Raw genomic sequence first — 24,651 nt, forward strand, 5'->3', positions numbered from 1 at the left:
TTTTAATCAATTACGGAAAGCTGAGGCAAGCGGATGAACCCGATAAGACGACACGAGATGATTATGGAAGTTATGCTGAACCAAAAAGATGTAACGGTGAATGAACTGAGCGATAAGCTGCAGGTTACCGGGAAAACAATTCGTGAGGATCTAAGCAAGCTGGAGGAACAAGGACTGATCGTTCGTGTTCATGGCGGAGCTGTGCTGGCACAAAGTGACCAGTTTGGTATTTTACCCTCCAAGGATCCCCTGGATAAGTATTCCGACGAGAAAACGGAAATCGCCTTGCGTGCACTTGCTCATATTGAACAGGACGATATTATAGCTCTTGACGGTGGGAGCACAACGCTTGAAATTGCTCGACGCCTGGACAATATGCCTCTGACGGTAGTCACCAATGATGTATACATCATCAGCGAGCTGGTTCCCAAAGATCATATTCGCCTGGTCGTTCCCGGGGGTTACCGTGTCCGTAATATGTTGGCCGGCCCTGAAGCCGTCTCCTATGTGCAACAGCTTAATATTCAAAAAGCATTTGTGTCCTCTACAGCTGTTCATATTGAACATGGACTTTCCATATATACAGGAGATTTAATTGAGTTTAAGCAAGCCCTTGTGTCTACAGCCCGTAAGGTGTTCGCGGTTGTCGATCACCATAAATTTGGTCAAACTGCGCTACGTACATTTGCTTCTCTGCAGGAGGTTGACGTTATCTTGACAGATAATGGACTCTCCCCCGAGACGACAAAACAGTTCCGCAATGCCGGCGTTATCATTGAATGTGAGTAATAACGGAATCATATCCATTTAAATCAAAGGGGCGTAATTATATGTCATCATCATTATTCAGCTTGGCAGGTAAAACAGCACTCGTAACCGGTGCAGCGCAAGGTCTTGGACAAGGGATTGCCCTTGCCTTCGCAGAAGCAGGTGCAGATATCGCATCCGTATCTCTTAATACAAGTGAAGAAACCGTAAACGCTGCAAAAGCTTTTGGCGTAAAAGCGGTTAGCATCGAATCTGACCTAAGTGATCATAGCAACCTGCAAAACACATTTGACCAAGCCCTTGAACTGACCGGTCATGTTGACATTCTCGTGAACTGTGCAGGAATGATCCGCCGTACTCCGGCAAAAGACCATAGTGAAAAAGACTGGTTCGATGTAATCAACTTGAACCTGAACACAGTGTTCCTTCTGTCTCAGATCGCGGGTCGCCACTTCCTTGAAAGAGGATCCGGCAAAATCATTAACATCGCCTCCATGCTCTCCTATCAAGGCGGTATCAATGTTCCTGGTTACACCGCAAGTAAGCACGGGGTTGCTGGTCTTACTAAAGCTTTTGCCAACGAATGGGCAGGCTCCGGACTGAACATCAATGCGATTGCACCAGGCTACATGGCTACTGAAAATACAGCTCCAATCCGTGCCGACCAAAGTCGTTCGGATGCCATCTTAGATCGTATCCCTGCTGCACGTTGGGGAACGCCTGATGATCTTAAAGGTCCTGCTGTATTCTTGGCTTCCGCGGCTTCTGACTACTTGAACGGCCACATTCTTAATGTTGACGGCGGATGGATGGCTAGATAAATAACCTGAAATATTTAACCCGCTGCCTGTGGCAGCGGGTTATTTTTACTTAAACAAGCTTGTAATAGATTCCCCATCAAACTTACTTGTAATTTTAAAACCCCCGGAGTGATACTTATTGTTACTAGCAAGATCAATGATATGCAGAAAATTAGTGTCTGTGAGAGTCATTCCAAAACGCAAAGCTTTATTTACACGTATACTTATCCAATAGGTTTCCGTAGGTTTATCAGCAGTATTACTTCTTCTCAGTTTCACATCAGAGAACTCATGTATTATCTTTTCAATTTCTTTCGGATCCTCAACTTCTACTTGTTCATCATTTGACGATTTAAGAATCTCGATGGACGTGATTTCGGCTGTATCGATTCGATCTAAAATAATATTTTTAAATGAATTATAACTGTGATATAACGTAATGCTCCAAAAGCCAATAATGAATACTACAAGAAACACGATGTACGGATTAGTTTTTTTCATTAATCTGAGCCCTCTATCTGCACAAATTCTCCAGGATGTGCCCGAATATACTCGCCAATCAGTCTGTGGCTATCTTCGGCTATGTTCTTAAATCGTTCAAATAAACCACTCATCTCTCTCAACAACTCAGGGTCACGATCGAGATCCGTGATGGTAGCATCAACCCACTGTATTCCAAGACGATTGTTTCTTTCTTCGAGAAATGCCTTTGTTTCCTGAAGCAAAAGAATCATCGGATCATCGCCAAAAAATGGTATGCCTCCCATCACCCCTGTCCAATACCCCGGCAGGTCTTGCATGTAAGAAATCCAAGCATAATATTCCCCTTCGGAATTACGGCTGTGATCATGCATTACTCTGAACATACAAAGAGCTTTCTGTCCATCTGTGAGCTTGGAGATCACTTCGGATTTGATCGATGGTGATTTTGCGCGAATCTGCTGAAAGGTAGGCTCCATACAGGCCCATCCTAGTCTTTCATCACTTAAAGTGTCCAAATCCTTCTGCTTCATGGTTACTAAATTCATTTAACTCCTCCTTTGATTAACATCCAAAAATATACATATCATTCTAACTGTTGTCAATAAGAACCACCTTAACATTTAGGGTAATTCGAACGGTTTTATGATAGGCTTTAGAAAGAAGAAATCATCACAAAGGAGCTTTTCTATGCATAAAGAGATACTTACCATTTTTGATGAAGCAGGCAACCGAACAGGTACGGCTCCACGTGAAGAGGTACATCGCTTAGGTCATTGGCATGAGACTTTCCACTGCTGGTTCATAAGCAAAGATCAGGAAATACCCTATATCTATTTACAACTTCGGAGTGAACAGAAACAAGATTATGCAGGACTACTGGACATCACGGCCGCCGGACATTTGCTAGCAAATGAAACTGTAGAAGATGGAATACGCGAGGTTCAAGAAGAACTGGGACTGGAGATTTCTTTTGAAGAACTGATCCCGCTAGGAACAATTCCTTACAGTATGAAAAAAGAAAACCTTATCGATAATGAACGAGCGCATGCCTTTATTTATATCAATTCCTATCGACTAAAAGATTTTCAGTTACAACAAGAAGAGGTCGCCGGCATTGTCAAAGCTAAGTTCTCTGATTTCCGCAGATTTTGGCAGGGAGAAATACATAGTCTACAAGTCAACGGTTTTCAAATCGATCCGCATGGACATAGAATTGCCATTGAGCAGGATGTAGACAAGACCCATTTTGTACCCCACGATACGGATTATTATTCTCGTATTATTGAGGGCATCGAGGCAATATTTCTAAAATCATCAGAAGTAACGGAGGACAAATGATTATTGATCAACAAATATTTAGTGTGAGAGGAATCCAATACATCATTCGATCTGCAACCCCAACAGATGCCGAAGCTTTGTCTAAATTAAGAGTACAAATCGATGGTGAGACCGAGAATTTAGACAGAGAACCAGGTGAAGCGTTCATTGACGAATTAGGCTTCAAGGTACTTATTCAATCTGATTCGAAGGAACCCAGAAAATTGTTTCTTGTAGCGGTAGTTGAAGATCAAATCGTTGGGTTCTCCCGATGTGAAGGTCCTACTTTAAAAAGATTCGCTCATAAAGTAGAGTTTGGAGTATGTGTGTTGCAGGATTATTGGGGTTATGGAATTGGAAAGAATCTTTTAGCAGAATCTATTGCTTGGGCCGACGCTAACGGTATCCAGAAAATCGCTTTAAATGTCCTGGAAACGAACGACAAAGCAATTAAACTTTATCAAAAGCTCGGCTTTGAGATCGAAGGCACATTAAAGAACGACAAGGTCCTTTCGGATGGCAAATTCTATAACACGATTATGATGGGACGACTTATGAATTGATAGTAAAAAGGCAGAACCTGAATCCCCCAGGTCCTGCCTTCTTTTTATACTAACGATTTACGCTTCAATATTGCGAGATCATTTACCGCTAAATTCAACACAGCCGGAGCTGCAGTACCTGAAGTCAAATCTGTATAATCCGCTCCATCTAATTTGACCGCTTGCGGACTACCGCTGTAGTTTTGCACAAAGATATAATCGCTTTCTCCATCGGTACGAAGCTGCGCTGTCACACCAGTTGGAAGGTCACTGTCAAGAGCACGGGTAATTCCCGCCTTTGAAGTGATTGCAACATACAGTTCGACGTAGAAAGAGGCGTCTCTCACACGAGTAGCGAGGTGATATGCATTTCCTTCACCGAAACGATTTACCGTAAGCGCTGGACGGCCAGCATAGAAATCACTGCGATAAGTGCCTAATGCTTCCGCACCTTCCAAGTGGATCAGCTCAGCAATTTCATGCGCATCATAATCTCCACTAAGATTAAGTGCATTGCTCGCCTGCATTACAACACCATTCAAATCACGGCTATGCAGTCCTTCTGTCTCCTCCGCCCAAATACCGAGCGTTCTGCGCAGTGGTCCAGGGAATCCACCCAAATGGCATAAATCCGTTTCGTTAACGACACCAGACCAATAGGTTGCCAGGAAATTTCCGCCCTGCTCCACAAACTTCTCGATGCGCTTTCCATTCTCTTCGCTGATCAGATATAACATAGGTGCAATGACCAGCTTGTAGGAGGACAGATCATCTCCCGATCCGATCATATCAACCGGAATGCCCAGCTCCCAAAGTGCACGATAATGCTGGAGAACAGTCTCCTCATAACGTAATCCGGAATTACGAATACCTTGTGCATCTTTGATCGCCCAGCGGTTGTCCCAATCAAAAATAATCGCTGTTTTCACTGGAGTTGATGTACCTACTACTTCTGTCATTCCCGCCAGCGTCTTTCCTACCTCTGTAACGTCTTTAAACACACGAGTCTCGGAGTGGCCGCTATGGTCAACAACTGCACCGTGGAACTTCTCACTAGAGCCCCGGCTTTTACGCCATTGGAAATATTGTACAGAATCCGAACCATGCGCTACCGCTTGAAGTGAAGACAGCTTGTGCATACCAGGACGCTTCAGCTTACTGACCGATTGCCAGTTCGTAAGTGATGGTGTGCTCTCCATGAGCAGGAACGGTTTCTTTTTAAAAGAACGCATTAAATCGTAGTGCATCGCCGTCCATGCCGCCAGTCTAGCATCGTCACCGTCTTCAGTATAATGCCATTCTGGATAAGCGTCCCATGAGACAACATCCAGAATTTTGGCTAGTTCGCGATAATCAATGCCATCGATCATATGCATATTCGTTGTAATTGGCAACGCTGGATTGTAAGGGCGTACAACATTAATCTCATGCTGACAGAAATCTATCGTCCGTTCGCTGACAAAACGCCGCCAGTCGAGGTTCAAGCCGTGTACTTGTGTTTCTCCATGTGGCGCTGGGGATTCAATCTGTGTCCATGAAGTGTAGGTATGACTCCAAAAAGTAGCCCACCAAGCATGATTTACCTCATCCAAACTGTTATTGTATTTGACCTTTAACCAATCTCTAAAAGCATTCTGACAAAGATCACAGTGGCATTCACCACCGAACTCATTCGAAATATGCCAACCGATAACAGCCGGATGCTGGCTATAACGTTCCGCAAGCTTCGCATTTAAAATCGCAGTTTTCTCCCGATATACAGGTGAGGTGAAGCAATGATTATGACGGAAGCCATGTAAATTGTGAACACGATTACGTTCCACTCTTAGAACTTCAGGGTACTTCTCAGACATCCAAGCAGGCCGTGCTCCACTTGGTGTTGCTAGAAATGCGTAAATCCCATTCTCAGCAAAAGAATCCAATACACTATCTAGCCAATCAAAAGTGAATACACCTTCTTCAGGCTCTAGGGATACCCAAGAAAAAATTCCGACAGACATCACATTACAGTTTGCAAGCTTCATCAGACGAATATCTTCACGCAAAATTTCTGGATACTTCAGCCATTGTTCAGGATTATAATCAGCACCGTGCAGCATCACTGGAGCTTTGCTACTAATCGGGGAATGTTTTTTACTCATTGTGTAAGATCATCCTCTCAATTCTGCCCATTTTTGGAATGGGACTATTCTCTGATGAGACGTTAGATGCCGAAGCTATCTAAATCAAGAATCATCATTTATACTATTTATAATAAAAGAAAACTCACCTAGAACAGTAGGAATATACTCTCGAAGTGATAGTACAAAATGAATATGAGGTGAATCATCCTGCTTCCATTTTCTCTGATAGAGCTACCGCGCGACGCTGAGACGCTTCCCTTATATCCTTACTCTGTCGGACGTCATATCCAATTTCATCATGTGCGGCCTGCCGGCTTCCCTGTGCACCAGATTTTTCTGATTCGTACCGGAACTGGGTTGTTTCGTGATCTGGAGAGTGGCGCTGAAATAACGTTATCGCCTGGAATGGCCTTCGCCTTCCCCCCAGATCGCGGGCATGAATATTTCCCAACTTCTCATGAACCGTGGCATGTGGGTTTCATAGGAATCGAAGGAATTCAGTCGCAAGGTTTACTAGAGGGGATTGGGCTTCTCCCTTCTATACCCTTTCACCCTGCTCGTTTTGAACAATGTTGGGAGGAAATCGGAAAGATCTGGCATACGGTGAACACTCAGACGGCTAGTCGACAAGACGCGCATGGGATGGAAGATCTATCTATAACCCTATATCGATTACTTCTGATGTTGCGTCGTTCTGAATCCACTCATACCTCAGGCAGTCGTTTAGAACTTGAGTCTGTGCGTAATGGAGCGTTGGCTAAAGCGGTTGGTCTTATTAACGAGCATTATACTGAGCCGCTCCTTATCTCCAATCTAGCAGCTGCTGTAGGTTATTCCGTCCAGCACTTCCAGCGCCTATTCGTACATGAATACGGCATAACTCCGCATAAGTATCTTCAGAATCTGCGACTAGAACGTGCGGTACAGTTAATGACGGAGAATGATGAGATTCTCGTTCAAGATATTGCGCTTCAGCTTGGCATGGAAACGAATTATTTTATAAGGATTTTTCGAAATACTTATGGCTGTACGCCTGGGGTGATGAAGGAGAGACTTTTAGAGGGGAACAAATAAGATCACGTACCCTACGCGACTTCACTGCTTCGTTTGGCAAACCATCATTTTCTTAGCATCAGTAGTACTCTGCAAATTCAAGAACTCCCCACATGCATTGTCTTTATCACAAAACCCACAGTCATCACTGTGGGTTTTGTGTTCTTCATACAAATCCATTTTTGCATACATGAGGTTGATATGCCGTTACTCTATCCTAACTTGGACATATCGTATTATGAGACTTTTCCCAAATAAAAAGCATCTAAGGGGTTGGTTAAATGAACGGTGTTTCCATTATTACCTGTACAAATCGTCCAAATTATTTAAACAACCTACTTCAAAATTACAACAGACAACGATATGCCCAAAAAGAACTCATCATTATTATCAATAACAATGCAATTCCACTATTCCCCTACCAACAATTAGCTAAAAAACACAAAAACATAAAGATATTTCGTAAACCAGAACATCAAACTCTGGGTTCATGCTTAAACTATGCCGTAACGAAATGTAAATATCATACCATTGCCAAATTCGACGACGACGATTATTATGCCCCTCATTATTTAACAGAAAGTATTCAGACATTAAATAGAACAAATGCTGATATTCTTGGAAAACGAGCTCATTACATGTATTTAAGTGGTTCTAAGACTTTGATCCTTCGTTTCGCACATGATGAACATCGAACAGTTACTCATCTACCAGGCGCTACACTCGTCTTCAAACGTAAAGTATTCGATCATGTGAAATTTCCTGATAGAAACGTGGGTGAGGATGATCTTTTTTGCAGCAGAAGTAGAAAGAAAGGTTATAAGGTGTATTCTGCGAGTAAGAATAACTTCGTAGCCATACGAAGAAAAAACTCTTCTAAGCACACATGGATTATCAGCGACAGCACTCTAATAGCAAACCATAAGATCATCCGTAATATTAAAAACTACAAGGCCTTTGTTGGACGCAGTCCAAAGATCAAGTTATGAAATGGGCTGCTGATTCTAATGGATCTGCTGTATCTATCCTGACCTGTACAAAACGAGCTGACTGTATAAATACACTATTTGATAACTATCGACGACAGAATTTCAATCCTAAAGAACTTATCGTGATCATAAATAATAATGATTTGAAGATCAATGACTATATAACTGCTGCAAAAAAACATAAGAATGTGCGGGTTTATAAAATACCGGAACATCGTTCTCTCGGATTTTGTTTGAATTTTGGTGTGCAATTAGCGAAATATAGTTATATCGCTAAATTTGATGATGACGACTACTACGCTACCAACTATTTAACCGATAGTATGCAAACCCTTCATAAGAGTAAGGCGGATATCGTTGGAAAACGGGCTCACTTCATGTATCTAAATGACAAGAAATTACTCTTGGTACGCTACTCTCATATGGAAAATAAATATGTAACCAATCTTCAAGGTGCGACCCTGCTCATTAAACGTAATGTATTCCAGCAAATTTCTTTTCCAGATCGGAACCGAGGGGAATGCGTCAAGTTCTGTTCTGATTGTGCTGCACATGGCTTTAAGATTTACGCAGGAAACAAGTATAACTTCGCTGCAATTCGTAGAAAAAACTCCAAAGATCACACCTGGATTGTCAGCGATAAGAAGCTTTTATCCAAAAGTGTTAAAGTTATAAAAGTAAAAAACTTCAAAAAATACGTCACACGAAGCTGAATTAATCCAACGAAGTAATAATTTATAATTATATCTATTCTTTAAATTGTGCAGGAAACATGTATTGGGTAGAGTAAACGTGAGGACTTCAGAATCTCTAAATGAGGTGTTAATGTGCTAAATACTCTATTACAATATCTGATCAGACCCGTCATCTACACGCCAAGCACAACCGAATTTTGGAATCATCCACATATATCAAAAGGAATGCTAGAGGCGCATCTGGATAAAAATTGGGACGCGGCTAGTCGTAAAGAAGAATTCATTAATGAATCCGTGAACTGGATTTCAACAATGCTTCCCTCAAACCGCTATCCAGATCTACTTGATATAGGCTGTGGCCCTGGGTTATACGCAGAGAAATTTCATAGTGCTGGATATTCTGTAACAGGAATAGATTTTTCACAGAGATCAATAGCCTATGCACAAGAGCAATCTATTCTTAATCGTTCCAATATTCAATATCTTTATCAAAACTACTTAGATATGAATTACTCTGAAAGCTTTGATATAGTTACTCTTATTTATTGCGATTATGGTGTATTATCCACTAGAGACAGATCTCTATTATTAGACAAGATTTATAAAGCGCTGAAACCGAATGGAAAACTTATTTTAGATGTATTTACACCCAGACAGCATGAAGGGAAGAATGAACAGAAAGAATGGGAAAATAATATTTCCGGCGGTTTTTGGGATGAGAATCCACATTTATGCCTGAACTCTTTTTATCGTTATGACGAAGATCTGACAGTTCTAAATCAAACCATTGTTGTTAGTGAACACTCGACTCAATGCTATAACATATGGGAGCATTGTTTCACAGAACATACCTTAATTAATGAAATACGAAATGCAGGCTTTGGCCAGATCGAATTGTTTGCTGATGTAGCAGGAAAACCTTTCAATAATGAGGGGACTACCCTTTGTACGGTAATAACCAAATAAAAAGGACTGGATAAAAACATAGCTTCGTGGCTATGAGCATCCAGTCTCTTTTTTAAAACGTATAATCATAAAATCTCTCTGCATTACTTAGGCTAGTCCATATATCAGAGCTTTCCCCACCTATATACCAATAGGCAACCCCAGCTAAATTGTTCTTAACGCTTAAATTGTATTTGGCTATTAGTGAACGTCCATCCTCAATCCAGATGGTGTGCTTTATGGACTGCTTCGTATAATTGGCAACATATTGTCCCAAAGACTCATTCCATACGGGCTTCATCCCATAGTTACTAATAATCTGATTTTGCTCCGAAAGCGACATGTACTTTGATGATGAAACCGTACCATTCTGATTCAACGTCCAGTCCCGATTATATAAAGGCAATGCCAATATAACTTTCTGGCTGGGTACTACTTTTAATACAGTATTCACAGCCTGTTGATCAAAAGGAATTGAGGCATTCGGCCCAGGAAGCTTACTCCCATCATAATGCTCGTCATAACCCATCATCACCATATAGTTCACTTGCTTACCTAATGCAGCATAGTCAAAAGCATCTGTCCAATCTGTTCCAAGATCAGGAGAAACGTCAATCGACAGCTTAGCGTTAAGTGAATGCATTTTCTCCGCTAATAAAGTAATAAATGAGGTCAAATACGCACGATCATCAGGCCCCACATTCTCAAAATCAATATTTAGTCCATCTAATCCATATTTACTCACTACAGCAGCTAATTGATTTACTGCCGTAGTCCTTGTGCTTACACTCGACAACATTTGATGCGTTGCTTCTTGATCTGAACGATTGCCAACCATCGCCCATATTTTCTTATTATTCTTCTTTGCCCATGTGATCAGCGAAGCATCCGTTGAATCCGTTACTGCACCTGTTTTTCCTACATAATACCATCGTGGCGATAAGATATTCACGTTGGACTTCAGAACCGTATTCTCATATTGTGCCGTCGTCTGACCATATTGCCAGCCTATAACGATCTGATCCTCTGGCTTCTCCTCAAGCTCTGCTGCCCAGCTGTCATTTTGCAGAACCCGGTCAATGAGGACAGCTGTTTCCTGTCTAGTTATAGGATCAGATGGACGGAAATTCCTGCTATTGTCCCCCTTCATTAAACCTAGATCATTTACTGTAGTAACAGCTGATCTTGCCCAACTAGCAATTTCATTTCGATCATTAAACGAAGTTAGAGCGGAAGTATGGTTTGTTTGCTTTAAAGCTTTGGCTATCCATACAGCCGCTTCCTGCCTAGTAACTGCTTTTGATGGCGCGAAAGTAGTTGCCGATGTGCCGTTAGCCAGCTCAAGCTGAACAGCTGCCTGTATCCAGCCGTAATACCAAGCTTTTTTAGCTACATCTGTATAAGGAGATACTGGACTAACTGCCGGATCTAGCTTTAGCAGACGATCAAGTACCGTTATGAATTCTGCTCTAGTAATCGATTTAGTAGGTGAAAAGCTTGTCTCCGATGTGCCAGTTAATATGTTTCGATGATATAAATCTATGATTTCTTTTTTAGCATAACTGTTACTTATATCTTTAAAAGGGGCTCCATCATCAGCCCATATATGTTGAATAAATACCCCAGCTACAAGCAATACTACAAGTATAGTAATAACAAACCTACCAAATCTATTGTTCACCAGATAATCCTCCTCGGATATAATCTTCGAATTATACCAAGGATAGAGTCAATAAACATTGCTAAAATATTGGTAGAGTGCGAAAAGATGTACTTTGTGAATCTCATCCATTTTCGAAATTATCTGTTACATTACAGCATAGAATCTCTTATTCCCCTTCAATATTAGGATCTTTTGGAGGGCTATTGTCCCCTTTTAATTCTTCAATAGCTGCGGCTACCTCTGGGTGCGCTGTAGCCCATTGCTCACCTAGCTCAATTAGCTGTTTGCCTAGTTTACTTTCTTCCCAATCATCCCCTATACGCTCGGAATAACGGGTAATGGCATGGATCAAGAGCTCCGAGCTCTTATCGGCCAATTTCATTATGCTTTTCAAATGGTTATCTGAAGATTTTTCGAGCTCGGCACTGATAAAGTCATCTAAAGCATCTTCAAACCTACCCATGGAGTTATTAAGACCACCTCTATTAGAGTACAACACCCATTTTTGGGAAGTTTTAAGAATGATTGATTGAGTATAGTCCTCTAGTGCTCTTTTATAATACCCATCCTTTTTTTTAGAATCCTCGCAATATATTCCTAAAGTATACTGGGCGATACCGCGCAGATTATAATCTTCATGCGTCAACTCCGTGCCACCGTAGTCAACAATGTAATTCGAAGTGTCCAGCATATTTTCTAACATAGGAATTCTTTCTTTTCCTTCCAACTCGAGGATGCATTTGTAATTTGCAGAGATTAGCTTTCTACGGTAAACAATATTTAACTGATTGCTCAGTTGAATTCCGTCTTGATAATACTCCACCGATTTAAAATAATCTTCATGCTCAAACCACGCATCACCCAAATGATACAAATAATCATCATCTATATCGACAGCACCTCGAGCTTGCTGCAAGCGTTCTTCGTAATCCTTCACTTTATTTTCCGTTGTGTTACCTTTCTCCGTCTCTTTTATGTAATCTACATATTCTTTGACGATCTGCCGTACCGTTCTATCAGTAATAGGCTCAGGAATCAGGTTCACCATCCCGTCTTCGGAAATGATAGCGATCACACAGGGTGCTTTATCTATTTTTAGCTTTTCCAGATACTTGTAAGCCGAATTGAACCTAGCCCCACGACTGGCATCACCCAAATGCTCTTGGGAAAGTCCATCCAGAATCACACCGATCGCATGGCAATTAGCGTCTGTATCACAATATAAGGCTCCATCGATGGCGGTCAAATGCTTAATGAACATAGGGTTAAGCTGGGTCTTAAGGATAGGTGTGGATTGCTTCTTCAGTCGCCTTACCTCATCCTTAGCCGTATCCGGTTCCGTAATGACAACCATGGTCCCGCTCTGCTGCTTAGTAGCCTCTTTGATCATTTTTCCCAGTTTGTCCAGGTTCTCCCCCAGAACAGTTATATCTTTGAACGTTGCTAAAGTAATGCGTTTGAATAGATCGAGATCGAACCTCTCCTGCCCAATTTCCGGATTCTTAAAAGAGACTCCTAGTAGTTTATCAGAGACAATACAAAGATTGGTGGTCATTTTGAAAATCTTCTTATCTTCATCCGACTCTACTCGCTTATCAGTGGGTTCCTCTTCTTTCATTCTGATCAGCATCAGATCGTATCGGGACAACCCTTTGAATTCCAGCTTAAATACGCTATCCGTCCCCAATAAGCTCCAATCGACTTCTCCGATTCCATAGATGATATGCTCATCGGCAATCAGGAACAAATCATTTTCATTGTTAGTCATCTCCAGTAATTTGCGGATCCGTCGACCGTCATCCAGAGATATCCCGTTTTCTCCTTCGAATTGAATAGCATACTTCACTAGTCCGGTCCGATCGTTCAGCAGCTTAGGGCTCATAAGCAGCATGCAGCCAAATGGGCTTTCTCCTTCGTACGTCTTGGTGGCAATACCTTCAATTTTCTCCATTAACATATTGATATAATATTGCTGGTTCATCTCTCTTTCTACTCCAGAAAAGGCTTGAGCTCCTTCTCCACCGTCGTCATTAATACACTGCTGAATCTTCCCCATGAACATGCGTGCCATACGCTGTAAAAAACCGGATACGTTCTCCTTATATTTGGATTCAAGCTCCTCGTTGATTCTATTATCCTTATCTTCTTTATAGTAATCAGAAAAATAGTAATCCAGTGTCATTCGTAAAAAGGATATTTGTGGCATTTCATAGAACATCTGGCTGACCTGAAGACTTGCGTAATCGATCGCTAGAATATAGATCAGTTCAAATTTTTCCCCCTTCAGCACCAGGTTTAACCTGTTCGGATATAAGATACTGGTTGTTGTATGCACCTGAGTAACCGTCAAATCCGCTTGATCTGTAGAACTTTCCCCTGTAGAAACCACTAGTGATTTCGCTGATGCAACTTCAGCAGATGTGCCATGGTCGCTCACCCTATTCCGAATATATCTATCCAGGTATTCTACATTGCCATCCCACTGCCAACCAGACAAACCAAGCTTAGAAAGCGCATCCTTAGGATCTTTCAGGTTCTCTAGTTTAACCTCTGTCTCTTCTCCTCGTTGCCTAGTTAGAACCCGCTTGATTCTTGATGTCGCCAAACAGCTATGATCTTCTTGCATTACGATAGCATACAGCTTGAGTTCCAGCCGTTCATCCAGCTTACGCACCATTTCCTCCAGTTGAGGATAAACGACTTTGTGGATATTCTCGATAAGTTTCAATGACATTTAGAAGGTCCATCTCCCGCTTGAATTATTTCCCATAATATTCTTAGCTTATCATATATTTCTTATGATCATAGTGACATTACTGCAAACTCTCACGTTCTTTAAGCGAAGCAATTTGTACGGTATGATGGCGACCATGCCAAGCGTATCTTTGGGTAGCAACATCAAGATTCATTTCACCGTGAGTGAGACTCATGAATTTCTTTTGAAAATCTGATAGATGTAGTGAACGAAGTAAGGCAACAAACCGACTGTGAATCGAATCTATGAGAACCAAAGAAGGTTCTATAGGTGTTCTATAATCACTTAATTCTGCCCACAAATCTTCACGGTAGGAACTTGCTATTGGATTATCCTCTGTTAGCGCTCTCTTAAATCGAATATATGCATTCATATCGTTATCTGCCATATGGTGAACTACCTGACATACAGTCCAACCACCAGGACGATAAGGTCTATTTAGTTGCTCCTCCGATAGATCGTGCACTGTCCGGCGTAGAATTTGAGGCAAGTCCCGGATTTCCCCTATCCATCTGTTTCGATCTTCTGGTGTTGGATGCTCGATGCGTTGAAATTGCCCTATAGGATATCGAATCTGGTCCATTCCTTCACACTCCAAAGCGTATTTTTATCAAATTGAATTCGTTAGCTATCAGTTTATATCCTTCCATCGGTGTTGTAATATTGATGTTTTCAAAATATAAGTCCCCACTTATAACAAAAGACACCCCTAAAGGAGTGTCTGACAACAGTTATGATATTCGAAATTCATATTTATGAAGTTACGTTCTGATTGAATCAGAAGATAGTACTTTACTTATTTAAAGCGCCCGAAATAAAAGCTCACCTTTGGACTGAATATATTTATACATCGCACCACACACCACTAATATTAGTAACCCAATACCTAACAATACAAGATTACCATTCAGATCAGATAGCAGCAGACTCAAACCAAATGGGATCAGTAAGCTTATTAAGCCTATCAACATCGTCACTAAGACGGATGCGCTTTGTTTGATTACCGATACTTCATTTGTCCACTCCAGTTTAGGTAGCTTCAAGTTAACGATTACACCAGTCATTGCTGTAAGACAAGCATATAAGACGGGAATAACCAGTAATAGCAAGCTTTCGATCCACCCTGTGCCAAGAGATATCATGAGGAGCACACTACTGACAACTACAATCGGCACGGTAATCGTAAGATTCACTGCGATTTTACTTAGCAATATCGTTAATGTCGGCACAGGTGCGCTTTTTAAAATCCAAATATTATTACCTTCGAGCGAAATGGAACTGGATGTTGTGCAGCTTAACGTTACAAAAACAGAAACAAACAGCGGTGCCAATCGGCTTAAATAATTTGAAAGCTCTGGGACCTCAAGAATTTGTCCTAGTTGCTCTGCATTAACGAATAGCAAGGTGACAGCCATCACAAGTAACATCACCATACCAATACTAGTATTGAGCACATATAAAGTAGAACTGAAATAGCGGCGAAGCTCTTTTTTATACAGTGTATACAAGGGTGACGATACTTCAAGCGACTTCATTTGATACTTATTACTGGAAAAAGAGGTCGTCAGACCCGTGTGTATCGCTTTATATTTATTGCCAAGCAATATGGTAAACAGCACAAAAGAAATCAGTGAAATCGCAACAAACAATACTAGGGAATCCATCTGAAACGAGCAAACCGCATTTACATACATAAGCGTCAGAGGATACAGGTTGTATATTTGATCAGCGATTTGTGTGCTCATATCCGCAAGTAATTGTGGATTGTTCCCATTGATTTGACCGGAACCAACAATTATCCCGATAATCACAATAAAAGTTAGAATGAGAGTTATTATACGGCTTCCTTTAAATCTTGAGGAAAACCAGCTGATCAGCGCACCAATAATCGTTGCAGCAATGATCGGCACTAATGGAATAAATAACAATGTGATCAAGAAATACAAATAATATAATGCTCCTGGATTCACTTTTATAGCATAAACTATGCCTGCTGGTACCATCACCATCAATGAGAAAAACAGGTTTAACACATAGAGCTGAGCCACTCGACTTGCAACAATATGACTCGTTTTGATGGGTAAGGACATTACGAGATCATAGTCTTTGGAGCCAAATAATACACCACTTGCCTTATAGATCGTTGTAAAAAATCCGATTAAGCAAGTAACAGCCATCATAATCGCTAGCAACAGCTCAGGCCGGCCTATCTGTTCAAGGGTCTCTGCAATAATAAAGCTATATCCAAATGAAACGACTGCCATCATGACTATGCCTATTAAGATACCGAAGCTAAGCCAAAGCATTTTGCGTCTTTCTTTCACACCACGTGTGTGCAACGCTTTATTTAACCCAAAGGATGAGATCAGCTGAATCTTTGTCAATCTCCAGATATTAATCATGTTTAATCAACTCCAAAAACACATCTTCAAGGCTGCTGTCACCCTTCACCTCTTCTGTTTTCCCATGCGTAATCAATTCCCCAGCTTTGATAATGGCAATCTTGTTGCAAAGTTTCTCGGCTACATCCAGTACATGCGTCGAAAAAAAGATCGCACTGCCTTGACTGCAAATCTCCGTCATGATTCTTTTAAGCGTATGTGCCGCTTTTGGATCTAGTCCCACAAAGGGCTCATCCAGCACTAACAGCTTCGGTTTATGTATGAGTGCTGAGATGATCGCGAGTTTCTGTTTCATCCCATGAGAATACGAGGAGATTAAATCCCCCAAATGAGTGGTAATCTCAAATTCATCGCCATATTTCTTAATCAGTAATTCACGATCCGCTTTCGATACGCTAAAAAGATCACCAATAAAATTCAAGTACTGAATGCCTGTCAGATGATCGTATAGATCCGGATTATCCGGTATATACGCAGTAATTGCTTTGCAGGCTAATGGATCTTTTTTAATTGAATATCCACCAATCTCGATGTCCCCCTCCTCAAAATCAAGAACACCCACCACTGCCCGAATCGTCGTTGTTTTTCCCGCACCGTTATGTCCGATAAAGCCGTAAATATCGCCCTTCTCTACCACTAAATTCAAATCATTTACTGCCTTCTTACCACCCTTATAGCTCTTCGTAAAATGCTTTATTGTCAACATCTTGGCACTTCCCTTCCGTTCCTATAAGTAATTTCCATCTTGTCGTGCGTACCGATTCATACGTTGTTAGGATAGTTTTACTATAGTACGTTTATCCTGTCCATTTAGTTCATTCCTTCATAGAAATTAGTCAATTTAAAAAAACTCGCCCCGATCTAAATCAGTTTCACTTCGAATGACTCTCTGATTCTTTCAAAATTCTGTGTCCATTTAAACATCATCTTTAGCATCCTCCACCGGGCTTATTCGAACAATGTTCGATGCCAAGCCTTTGTTTCAGGAGGCATTGCGATCTATTATTAAATTCGATGCAAGAGAAAAAGGACCTGTCCCCCGCGGGGAATCAGGTCCTTCCTCATCTATTTACCTCAGCCGGCTTACATAAACTGAAGCGTGCTAAGCGAAGCCTTACCGTTAAGTACAATGTACACGTCCTGACATCCGCTAACGCCGCTCAATTCAGCAGTGAAATCATGCCATATATGAGCACCGGTGCCTGCCAGCGTAAGCTGTGCTGCCAGTGGGCCTTCCGGGCTTTGCAGTCGGATTTCTGCTGTAGCAGCACCCGGACCTGCTGCACGCAGTTTGATGCTGTGCGCACCTGCTCCGAACTCGGCATCCTTGAAGGATATCCAGCCGGACTGCTCCTTCACTTCTACGGCGCTGCCGCCTTCACGGCACTCGCCAATCAATACGCCTTCATATCCGTCATAGTTGATTGCCTTCACCAATTGCTTCAGGTCACGAGGTGGAATGACTTCGCCTTGCACCTCAAGTGCTGCGCTTACTGGCAGATTGGATGATGAAGCCCCTGCCATAAAGGTGAACACGCCGTTTTCAATACAGAAGCGCTCACGGGTGACATCCCAGATTGCCAACTCGGAGAGTGGCAATGTGAAGCTTACGTCAACCGACTCGCCTGGCTGCACATGCACCCGGCGGAACGCAAGCAGTTGCTTCAGTGGACGTTTCACTCGTGATTCTTCCGCGTGTCCGTACAATTGTACCACTTCATCTCCTGCAAGATGACTCGTATTGGTGACACGAACCGTCAAGCTGATCTCATTATCCTTCGCTGCAGAAACCAGCTGCTGGTCGAGGGTCAGGCCATCAAATCGGAATGTGCTATAGGATAGGCCATGTCCGAATGGATAGAGCGGTTCGCCAGTGAAATACTGATACGTTCTACCACTCTGGATCACGTCATAGTCCATAAATTCCGGCAATTGATCAACCGACTTGTACCAGGTCATATTCAGGCGTCCTGCTGGATTCACGTCACCGAACAATACATCGGCAACAGCATTTCCTAGCTCCTGACCGGCATGCGTAGTGTACACGATAGCCGGCACATGTGCATCTGTCCAGTTCAGGGCAAAAGGATAACTCCCCACAACTACTACGACCGTGTTCGGATTCACCGACATAACTTCCTTAATTAGTTGCTCCTGCGATTCCGGCAAAGTGATGTCTGGGCGGTCCATCGTTTCCTTGCCGTTGATTAACGGATGATTACCGACGAAGACAACCGCCAGATCCGCATCGCTGGCAATTTCCTTCGCAGCCTGGAATTTTTCCGTAACCGTCTCTACTTCAAATACATCGGCAGCAATCGCTTTTGCTTCCCCACCAGTGACCGATGCAGCCCCACTCACATTAATCTCATTGGCCGTCTCTTCAGCACTACCAGTACCGACAAGCAGCTCACCATTTTCGCTTCCCACTGTTACCGGTGTATCATTCCACGTCGAGAAAGTCACCTGATCTTCGCCTTCTTCGGATGGGCGAACTAGGAATACTTCTTTCGTAAACCATTCCCAAATTTGGTCCGCTGAAGCTTTCACAACGCGGTCATCTGTCGTCAGGTAACGACCATTGTCTTCGGCGATCAGGGTCTTGTTGTGCCAGCCCCAGTCCGTTGATTCAAACACTGCTGCATCCTCCGCAGCTTCGCCGATTGCAGCCAGCGCAGCTTGTTCGCCTTCAAGCAGCTGCACATAGCGGCCTGTGCGTTTGGACTTCAGTTTAATCCGGTCTGTGCCGCCGGCTAACATAGTTTTACCACCATGTGCATCAAGCTTCTCTTGAATCCCCTGAAGAGGTGTAATCGTATAAGGCATTGAACCACTGTACCAGTCGCGATATACCGTTCCGCCCAGCGGTCCGATAACAGCAACCTTCTTCAGCTTGTCCGCTTGCAGCGGAAGCATGTTGTCTTCATTCTTCAGCAGGACAATAGCTTTACCCGCCGCTTCACGTGACAGCTTCGCATGCTCTGGATGTAGAATCGCTGACTCGTCAATCGCAGCATATGGATTTTCGGAATCGGGATCGAACTCGCCAAGACGAAAACGGACACGGAACGTATTGCAAAGTGCCACATCCAAGTCACTTTCAGTTAGCATGCCTTCTTCCAGCGCTTCGCGCAGTGACTGCTTCATCAGCTCATTATCGTCGGTAAGGCTGTCAATTCCGCCCTCACGTACAGAGCGAGCGACAGCTTCCTTATGTGTTTCCAAATAGCCATGATCACGCACCGTGCCGGATACGTCAAACGCATCGCTGACAACAAAGCCGTCCATCCCCCACTCCTGCTTAACGATGGCATTAACATCTGGGCTCAGGTTAGCCGGTACGCCGTTAATGGCGTTATACGCCGTCATCATCGACTGGGCGCCGCCTTCCTTAAACGGAATTTCAAATGCTTTCAAATAATACTCTCGCATATTGCGGGGATCGATACTGACCGATTGATCACCGCGGCCTACCTCATTGTTGTTGCCAATAAAATGCTTCAGTGTAGCAACCGCTTTCAAATACTTTGGATGATCACCTTGGATTCCTTTAACAAGAGCAGCTGAAAGTTTGCCCGTCAGTACTGGATCTTCGCCATAGGCTTCCTCAGTACGCCCCCAACGTGGATCACGCTCCATATCAACGGTTGGTGCCCATAACGTTAATCCGTTTATCTCTGGATTGCGTTTATAAAATCCTCTGGCCTCGTCGCCAATAGCATCGCCAATTCGCTGCATCAGTTCAGTGTCCCAAGTACAACCAAGACCGATTGGCTGCGGATAACCTGTGGCTTCACCAAGCCAAGCCATACCATGTGCGGCTTCTGTGCCATGTTTATATGATTTTACCCCAAGCCGTTCAACGGCTGCCTGATATTGCACCATTTGTTGAACCTTTTCCTCTAGTGTGAAGCGAGATACGAGATCATTGACCCGTTCATCAAGCGGAAGCTGTGTATTCTGGAATGGATAGTTAGTAGATGACATGTAAGAACCTCCTTGTAAACGTTTTCTCTGGCTTATTATAATGTAGATTGTCTTTGCCCGATACCCGTAAAATTAGAGGTATTTTCATATATAATTTGCACTTTCATTTGACTTAATTAAACATTTCAACCAGAAACAGCGTTCGTATGTCCTACCAAGCAGTCAAGCTGCCAGCGAATACAGCTTGTAAGCGTCCGGTAAAATGCTTGCAAATCCGCTTCGAAGAGTGCTCCGTTGTTTCCACTTCCATCTTCATATCGTTCAACTCTTTCAAGTAACTTGTCTTAACGAATGCATAAACGTCATCAACCTGCTGATCTACAACGCCCCCCCCTGAATTCAGACGCCACCACTGATCGTATCATCTGCATTCACAACATCTTAATGGAGCATGAGATCTACCTTGGCCGCTCCAATTCCAGCACTCGCGATCATTCGTTTAAACGAGGGGAGCAATCTGAGATTTCATTTTGGAACAGTAAATGCCTTGCTACGGACAACAAAAAAAGAAGCATCCTCACCCAAAATGGGATCGATTGCTTCTTTTTTACTCACTAAGTCTACGCTGTCGCGAACTGACTATTATACAATCTGGCGTAATATCCACCACTAGCTAGAAGTTGATCATGCGTACCGCTTTCCACAATATCGCCATCCTTCATGAATAGAATGAGATCCGATTCACGAATCGTCGACAATCGATGGGCAATCACAAAGCTGGTTCGACCCGCGATCATAGTCAGGAAAGCTTTCTGAATCCGCACCTCTGTTAGCGTGTCAATACTGCTCGTAGCTTCGTCTAAGATGAGCATAGGTGGATCTACGAGCATGACTCTTGCTATGGTAAGAAGCTGCTTTTGTCCTTGCGAAAGATTATCTCCTGAACCACTGATCTTCGTGTCATATCCATCAGGCAGACGTTTAATGAAGCTATGTGCATTAGCAGCTTTAGCAGCAGCTATGACCTCTTCATCTGTAGCATCAGGCTTGCCGTAAGCAATATTTTCTCTAATCGTGCCACCAAAAAGCCAAGTATCCTGCAGCACCATCCCAAAATTACGTCGCAAGCTATCGCGAGTAATGGTCTTAATGTCCACACCATCAATCTTAATGGATCCACTGTCTACGTCATAGAAACGCATGAGCAGATTAACCAGCGTCGTCTTCCCCGCTCCGGTCTGCCCAACAATCGCAACTCGAGTCCCTGGCTTCACTTCCAAGCTGAAATCATTTATCAGAGGCCGTTCTGGATTATATGCAAAGAATACCTTCTCGAAGATAATAGTTCCTTGACTTGTATTCATGATTTTGGCATCCTTTAAATCAGCCGGTTCTGGAGTCAAATCAAGAATGGCGAAGATCCGCTGTGCAGAGGCAGTTGCCGATTGTAGCTGCGTAATTACACCTGTAATTTCATTGAAAGGTTTAGCGAACAAGTTGGAGAAAATCAAGAAACTAGACAGATCCCCTACCGTGAAATGACCCCGAATGACCATAACACTACCGATCATTGCAATGACTGAGAACGTAACATTATTGACCAGCCGTGTTGTCGGGTTGGACAAGGAACCATAGAATTGTGACTTCACACCGGTCTGATATAATGTCTCGTTTTGTTTTTCAAACTGTGTCATTGCACGTTCTTCATAATGATAAGCAGTGACCACTTTTTGTCCGCCTATCATTTCCTCCACATACCCATTGAGACCACCCAGAATCTTCGCTTGCTCTTTGAACATCTTCTGAGACCGCATCGTAATAAATCTTGCTACAAAAAAGGTAACAGGTGCTGACAGAAGAACTACCAAGGTCATCACAGGACTTATGTACAGCATTAGCACAATTGCCCCAACAATGGTGATGATCCCTGTAAGCAGTGTGGAGAAACCTTGCAGCAGTCCATCAGAAACGGCATCCATATCGTTAACAAACCGGCTGATACTGTCTCCCTGCGGGTGGTTGTCATGAAACTTTAAAGGCAAAACATTTAATTTATCAAAAAGCTCTCTCCGTAAGTCGTATACCGTTCGGTATGCAATTCGGTTAGTTAAATAAGTAAGAAGCCATCCAAAAAAGCTGCCGACAATATATACCGCTGCCAGAATCAAAAGCAATCTAAGTACAGCGTCAAAATCAACCTTTCCAGGTCCGATCATAAAATCAATGGCTTTACCAATAAGTAGTGGTCCGATTAAACTGGCGATCACACTGAGTAATGCGCATATAACCGCCCCTATAGCTATTTTTCTATAATGTCCTGTATATACAATTAGTCTTTTCCAAATGTTGTTTTTGTTCATTGGCCCGACTCCTCACTCGATAGCTGGGACAGGCAGATTTCTTTATACTCTTCACAACCACGCATCAGCTCCTCATGGGTTCCGACACCGGCAATCCGCCCTTCCTCAAATACCATAATTTTATCTGCTTGCCTTACAGTGCTTACCCTCTGCGAGACAACGAGTACGGTCATTTCCTGACTGCTATTTTTGAGCGCCTTACGAAGTGCCGCATCAGTAGCAAAATCCAGCGCGCTGGAGGAGTCATCCAGAATAAGAATCGACGGCTTACCTACCACTGCACGAGCTATGGTCAAACGCTGCTTCTGTCCCCCGGATAAATTAAGTCCACCACGGGATACCTGCGTATTCAACCCTTCCGGCAATTTACGAATAAACTCTTCTGCTTGAGCAACAGAGGCAGCTTGCATGATTTCTTCCTCGGTGGCGTCTTCCTTCCCCCAACGAATATTCTCAGCGATTGTTCCTGTGAACAGCACTGCTTTTTGCGGGACAATCCCTATTTTCTCACGAAGCTGATGCAGCTTATAATCTCTGACATTCACTCCATCCACTTTAACTTCACCTTGCACCGCATCATAAAAACGTGGAATCAGGTTCACAAAAGTAGATTTACCAGAACCCGTACTGCCAATCAGCCCTACAGTCTCTCCGCGGTTAATGACTACCGATATATCCTCTAATGCCAATTCACCAGTTGTATTATAACCAAACGATACACGTTCGAATGAAATAGCAGGAGCGGTATGATTAGGTTCAGCCATCATAACATTTCCTTCCTCGGACACGGATGCTTTGACACTCAGCACTTCATTCACGCGATTGGCAGAGGATGAGGCTTTTGTAAAAATAATAACCAGGTTAGAGACCACTATAAGTGCCAGCAAGATTTGAGTGACATAATTGATGAAGGCAATGATCTCACCCTGAGACAACCGGCCCCCGTCAATATGAATTCCACCTACCCATAAAATAGCTATAATCGCCGCGTTTACTACAAGTGTCGTCATCGGTCCAAGTAAAGCGGAAATCCGCGAGACTCTGATCGCTGTAGTGGTTAAATCCTCAGACGAGGCATCAAAACGTTCTTTTTCCGTACGTCTCTTGGCAAAAGCACGAATGACCCGAATTCCTGACAAATTCTCACTAAGTACGAGTGCAAGTGCATCCAGCTTCTGTTGATACAATCGATACAAAGGAGCGCTTCGAGTGATAATGAAATATAAAATAATCCCAAAAATCGGCGTTGCCGCTATTAGGATCAGCGATAACCTAAAATCCAAGATCATCGACATTATGATAGCTCCGATGCAGATAAACGGCGCACGAATAACCAGGCGAATCAGCATGGCAACAGCAATCTGCAGCTGGTTTACATCATTAGTAATCCGGTTAATCAGCGTAGGCGTACCGAACGTATCCAGCTCAGCGTACGATAAGGATGTAATATGATTGAACATTTTATTACGAAGCGTCGTGCCGAATCCCTGAGATGCTCGTGCCGCATAGTATTGACATACCATAGAGCAGCCGAAGCCAAGTAGAGACATCAGCACCATCAAGCCACCCATGCGGTATACATAAGCACTGTCATGATTTCCTACCCCATTATTGATGATTAATGCGACAATGGTTGGCAGAATCAGCTCCAGAATCGCTTCCATCAGCTTAAAGATTGGACCGATGATGGCTTCTTTTTTGTACGGTTTTAAATAAACTGCAATTTTGAACAACGTCATCCACACCCAACATAAGAAGTATTTAAGCATTTGAAATATGTATAATAACAGTTATGATTATGGCATATCTACTCACATATTAATAATATT

19 protein-coding genes are annotated in these 24,651 nt (G+C 42.8%); 8 read left to right on the forward strand and 11 right to left on the reverse strand.

Annotated features, from left to right (window positions below; translation table 11 throughout):
- The first annotated feature begins 33 nt into the window (after window positions 1-33).
- On the forward strand, window positions 34-789 hold the full coding sequence (locus NSU15_RS17885) for a DeoR/GlpR family DNA-binding transcription regulator (protein ID WP_042128753.1): 756 nt from the start codon (window positions 34-36) through the stop codon (window positions 787-789).
- Between the two features lie 41 nt (window positions 790-830).
- Entirely contained in the window at window positions 831-1,589 is a 759-nt protein-coding gene (gene kduD, locus NSU15_RS17890) for a 2-dehydro-3-deoxy-D-gluconate 5-dehydrogenase KduD (RefSeq protein WP_042128755.1), read from the forward strand.
- A gap of 45 nt (window positions 1,590-1,634) precedes the next feature.
- Here kduD and NSU15_RS17895 read toward each other — a convergent pair whose 3' ends face one another.
- Window positions 1,635-2,069 carry a DUF5301 domain-containing protein gene (locus NSU15_RS17895; protein WP_042128757.1) on the reverse strand — a complete coding sequence of 145 codons (435 nt, stop codon included), beginning with the start codon at window positions 2,067-2,069 and terminating at the stop codon, window positions 1,635-1,637.
- Window positions 2,069-2,596: a hypothetical protein gene (locus tag NSU15_RS17900; protein ID WP_339287066.1), complete on the reverse strand. Its 528-nt coding sequence runs from the start codon at window positions 2,594-2,596 to the stop codon at window positions 2,069-2,071. The genes NSU15_RS17895 and NSU15_RS17900 overlap by 1 nt, the downstream gene beginning before the upstream one ends.
- Before the next feature lie 142 nt (window positions 2,597-2,738).
- Here NSU15_RS17900 and NSU15_RS17905 point away from each other — a divergent pair, with 142 nt between their 5' ends.
- Both NSU15_RS17905 and NSU15_RS17910 read left to right on the forward strand, forming a co-directional pair.
- Window positions 2,739-3,389: an NUDIX domain-containing protein gene (locus tag NSU15_RS17905; RefSeq protein WP_339287068.1), complete on the forward strand. Its 651-nt coding sequence runs from the start codon at window positions 2,739-2,741 to the stop codon at window positions 3,387-3,389.
- On the forward strand, window positions 3,386-3,931 hold the full coding sequence (locus tag NSU15_RS17910) for a GNAT family N-acetyltransferase (RefSeq protein ID WP_339287070.1): 546 nt from the start codon (window positions 3,386-3,388) through the stop codon (window positions 3,929-3,931). The genes NSU15_RS17905 and NSU15_RS17910 overlap by 4 nt, the downstream gene beginning before the upstream one ends.
- A gap of 44 nt (window positions 3,932-3,975) precedes the next feature.
- Here the strand turns inward: NSU15_RS17910 and NSU15_RS17915 are convergent, their stop codons facing one another.
- The gene (locus NSU15_RS17915; RefSeq protein ID WP_339287072.1) at window positions 3,976-6,051 is read right to left on the reverse strand and encodes a beta-galactosidase; all 2,076 of its coding nucleotides are present in this window, start codon (window positions 6,049-6,051) and stop codon (window positions 3,976-3,978) included.
- 207 nt (window positions 6,052-6,258) lie between these two features.
- Between NSU15_RS17915 and NSU15_RS17920 the strand changes: the two genes are divergently transcribed.
- The 4 genes from NSU15_RS17920 (at window position 6,259) to NSU15_RS17935 (ending at window position 9,736) form a co-directional block, all read left to right on the forward strand.
- The gene (locus NSU15_RS17920; protein ID WP_339291385.1) at window positions 6,259-7,107 is read left to right on the forward strand and encodes an AraC family transcriptional regulator; all 849 of its coding nucleotides are present in this window, start codon (window positions 6,259-6,261) and stop codon (window positions 7,105-7,107) included.
- A 260-nt stretch (window positions 7,108-7,367) separates the two neighbouring features.
- Window positions 7,368-8,075: a glycosyltransferase gene (locus tag NSU15_RS17925; protein ID WP_042128769.1), complete on the forward strand. Its 708-nt coding sequence runs from the start codon at window positions 7,368-7,370 to the stop codon at window positions 8,073-8,075.
- Entirely contained in the window at window positions 8,072-8,788 is a 717-nt protein-coding gene (locus NSU15_RS17930; protein ID WP_042128771.1) for a glycosyltransferase family A protein, read from the forward strand. The genes NSU15_RS17925 and NSU15_RS17930 overlap by 4 nt, the downstream gene beginning before the upstream one ends.
- A 114-nt stretch (window positions 8,789-8,902) precedes the next feature.
- A complete protein-coding gene (locus NSU15_RS17935; RefSeq protein ID WP_339287075.1) occupies window positions 8,903-9,736 on the forward strand; it encodes a methyltransferase domain-containing protein in 834 nt (277 codons plus the stop codon).
- Between the two features lie 52 nt (window positions 9,737-9,788).
- Here NSU15_RS17935 and NSU15_RS17940 read toward each other — a convergent pair whose 3' ends face one another.
- The 8 genes from NSU15_RS17940 to NSU15_RS17975 form a co-directional block, all read right to left on the reverse strand.
- The gene (locus NSU15_RS17940; protein ID WP_339287077.1) at window positions 9,789-11,396 is read right to left on the reverse strand and encodes an S-layer homology domain-containing protein; all 1,608 of its coding nucleotides are present in this window, start codon (window positions 11,394-11,396) and stop codon (window positions 9,789-9,791) included.
- A gap of 148 nt (window positions 11,397-11,544) precedes the next feature.
- A complete protein-coding gene (locus NSU15_RS17945; protein ID WP_339287079.1) occupies window positions 11,545-14,112 on the reverse strand; it encodes a diadenylate cyclase in 2,568 nt (855 codons plus the stop codon).
- A 79-nt stretch (window positions 14,113-14,191) separates the two neighbouring features.
- Complete coding sequence (locus tag NSU15_RS17950; protein ID WP_339287081.1) at window positions 14,192-14,716, reverse strand: YfiT family bacillithiol transferase; 525 nt, start codon at window positions 14,714-14,716, stop codon at window positions 14,192-14,194.
- A gap of 217 nt (window positions 14,717-14,933) precedes the next feature.
- Window positions 14,934-16,535 (reverse strand): hypothetical protein, encoded by a 1,602-nt coding sequence (locus NSU15_RS17955; RefSeq protein ID WP_339287083.1) that lies wholly within the window; start codon window positions 16,533-16,535, stop codon window positions 14,934-14,936.
- A complete protein-coding gene (locus NSU15_RS17960) occupies window positions 16,528-17,241 on the reverse strand; it encodes an ABC transporter ATP-binding protein (RefSeq protein ID WP_042128777.1) in 714 nt (237 codons plus the stop codon). The genes NSU15_RS17955 and NSU15_RS17960 overlap by 8 nt, the downstream gene beginning before the upstream one ends.
- A 377-nt stretch (window positions 17,242-17,618) precedes the next feature.
- A complete protein-coding gene (locus tag NSU15_RS17965; RefSeq protein ID WP_339287085.1) occupies window positions 17,619-20,522 on the reverse strand; it encodes a glycoside hydrolase family 3 C-terminal domain-containing protein in 2,904 nt (967 codons plus the stop codon).
- A gap of 560 nt (window positions 20,523-21,082) precedes the next feature.
- A complete protein-coding gene (locus NSU15_RS17970) occupies window positions 21,083-22,822 on the reverse strand; it encodes an ABC transporter ATP-binding protein (protein WP_042128781.1) in 1,740 nt (579 codons plus the stop codon).
- Window positions 22,819-24,555: an ABC transporter ATP-binding protein gene (locus NSU15_RS17975; RefSeq protein WP_339287087.1), complete on the reverse strand. Its 1,737-nt coding sequence runs from the start codon at window positions 24,553-24,555 to the stop codon at window positions 22,819-22,821. Before NSU15_RS17975 ends, NSU15_RS17970 begins: the two co-directional genes overlap by 4 nt.
- Between the last annotated feature and the right edge of the window lie 96 nt (window positions 24,556-24,651).

This window comes from Paenibacillus sp. FSL E2-0201 (assembly GCF_037963325.1).
GTDB lineage: Bacteria > Bacillota > Bacilli > Paenibacillales > Paenibacillaceae > Paenibacillus_AQ.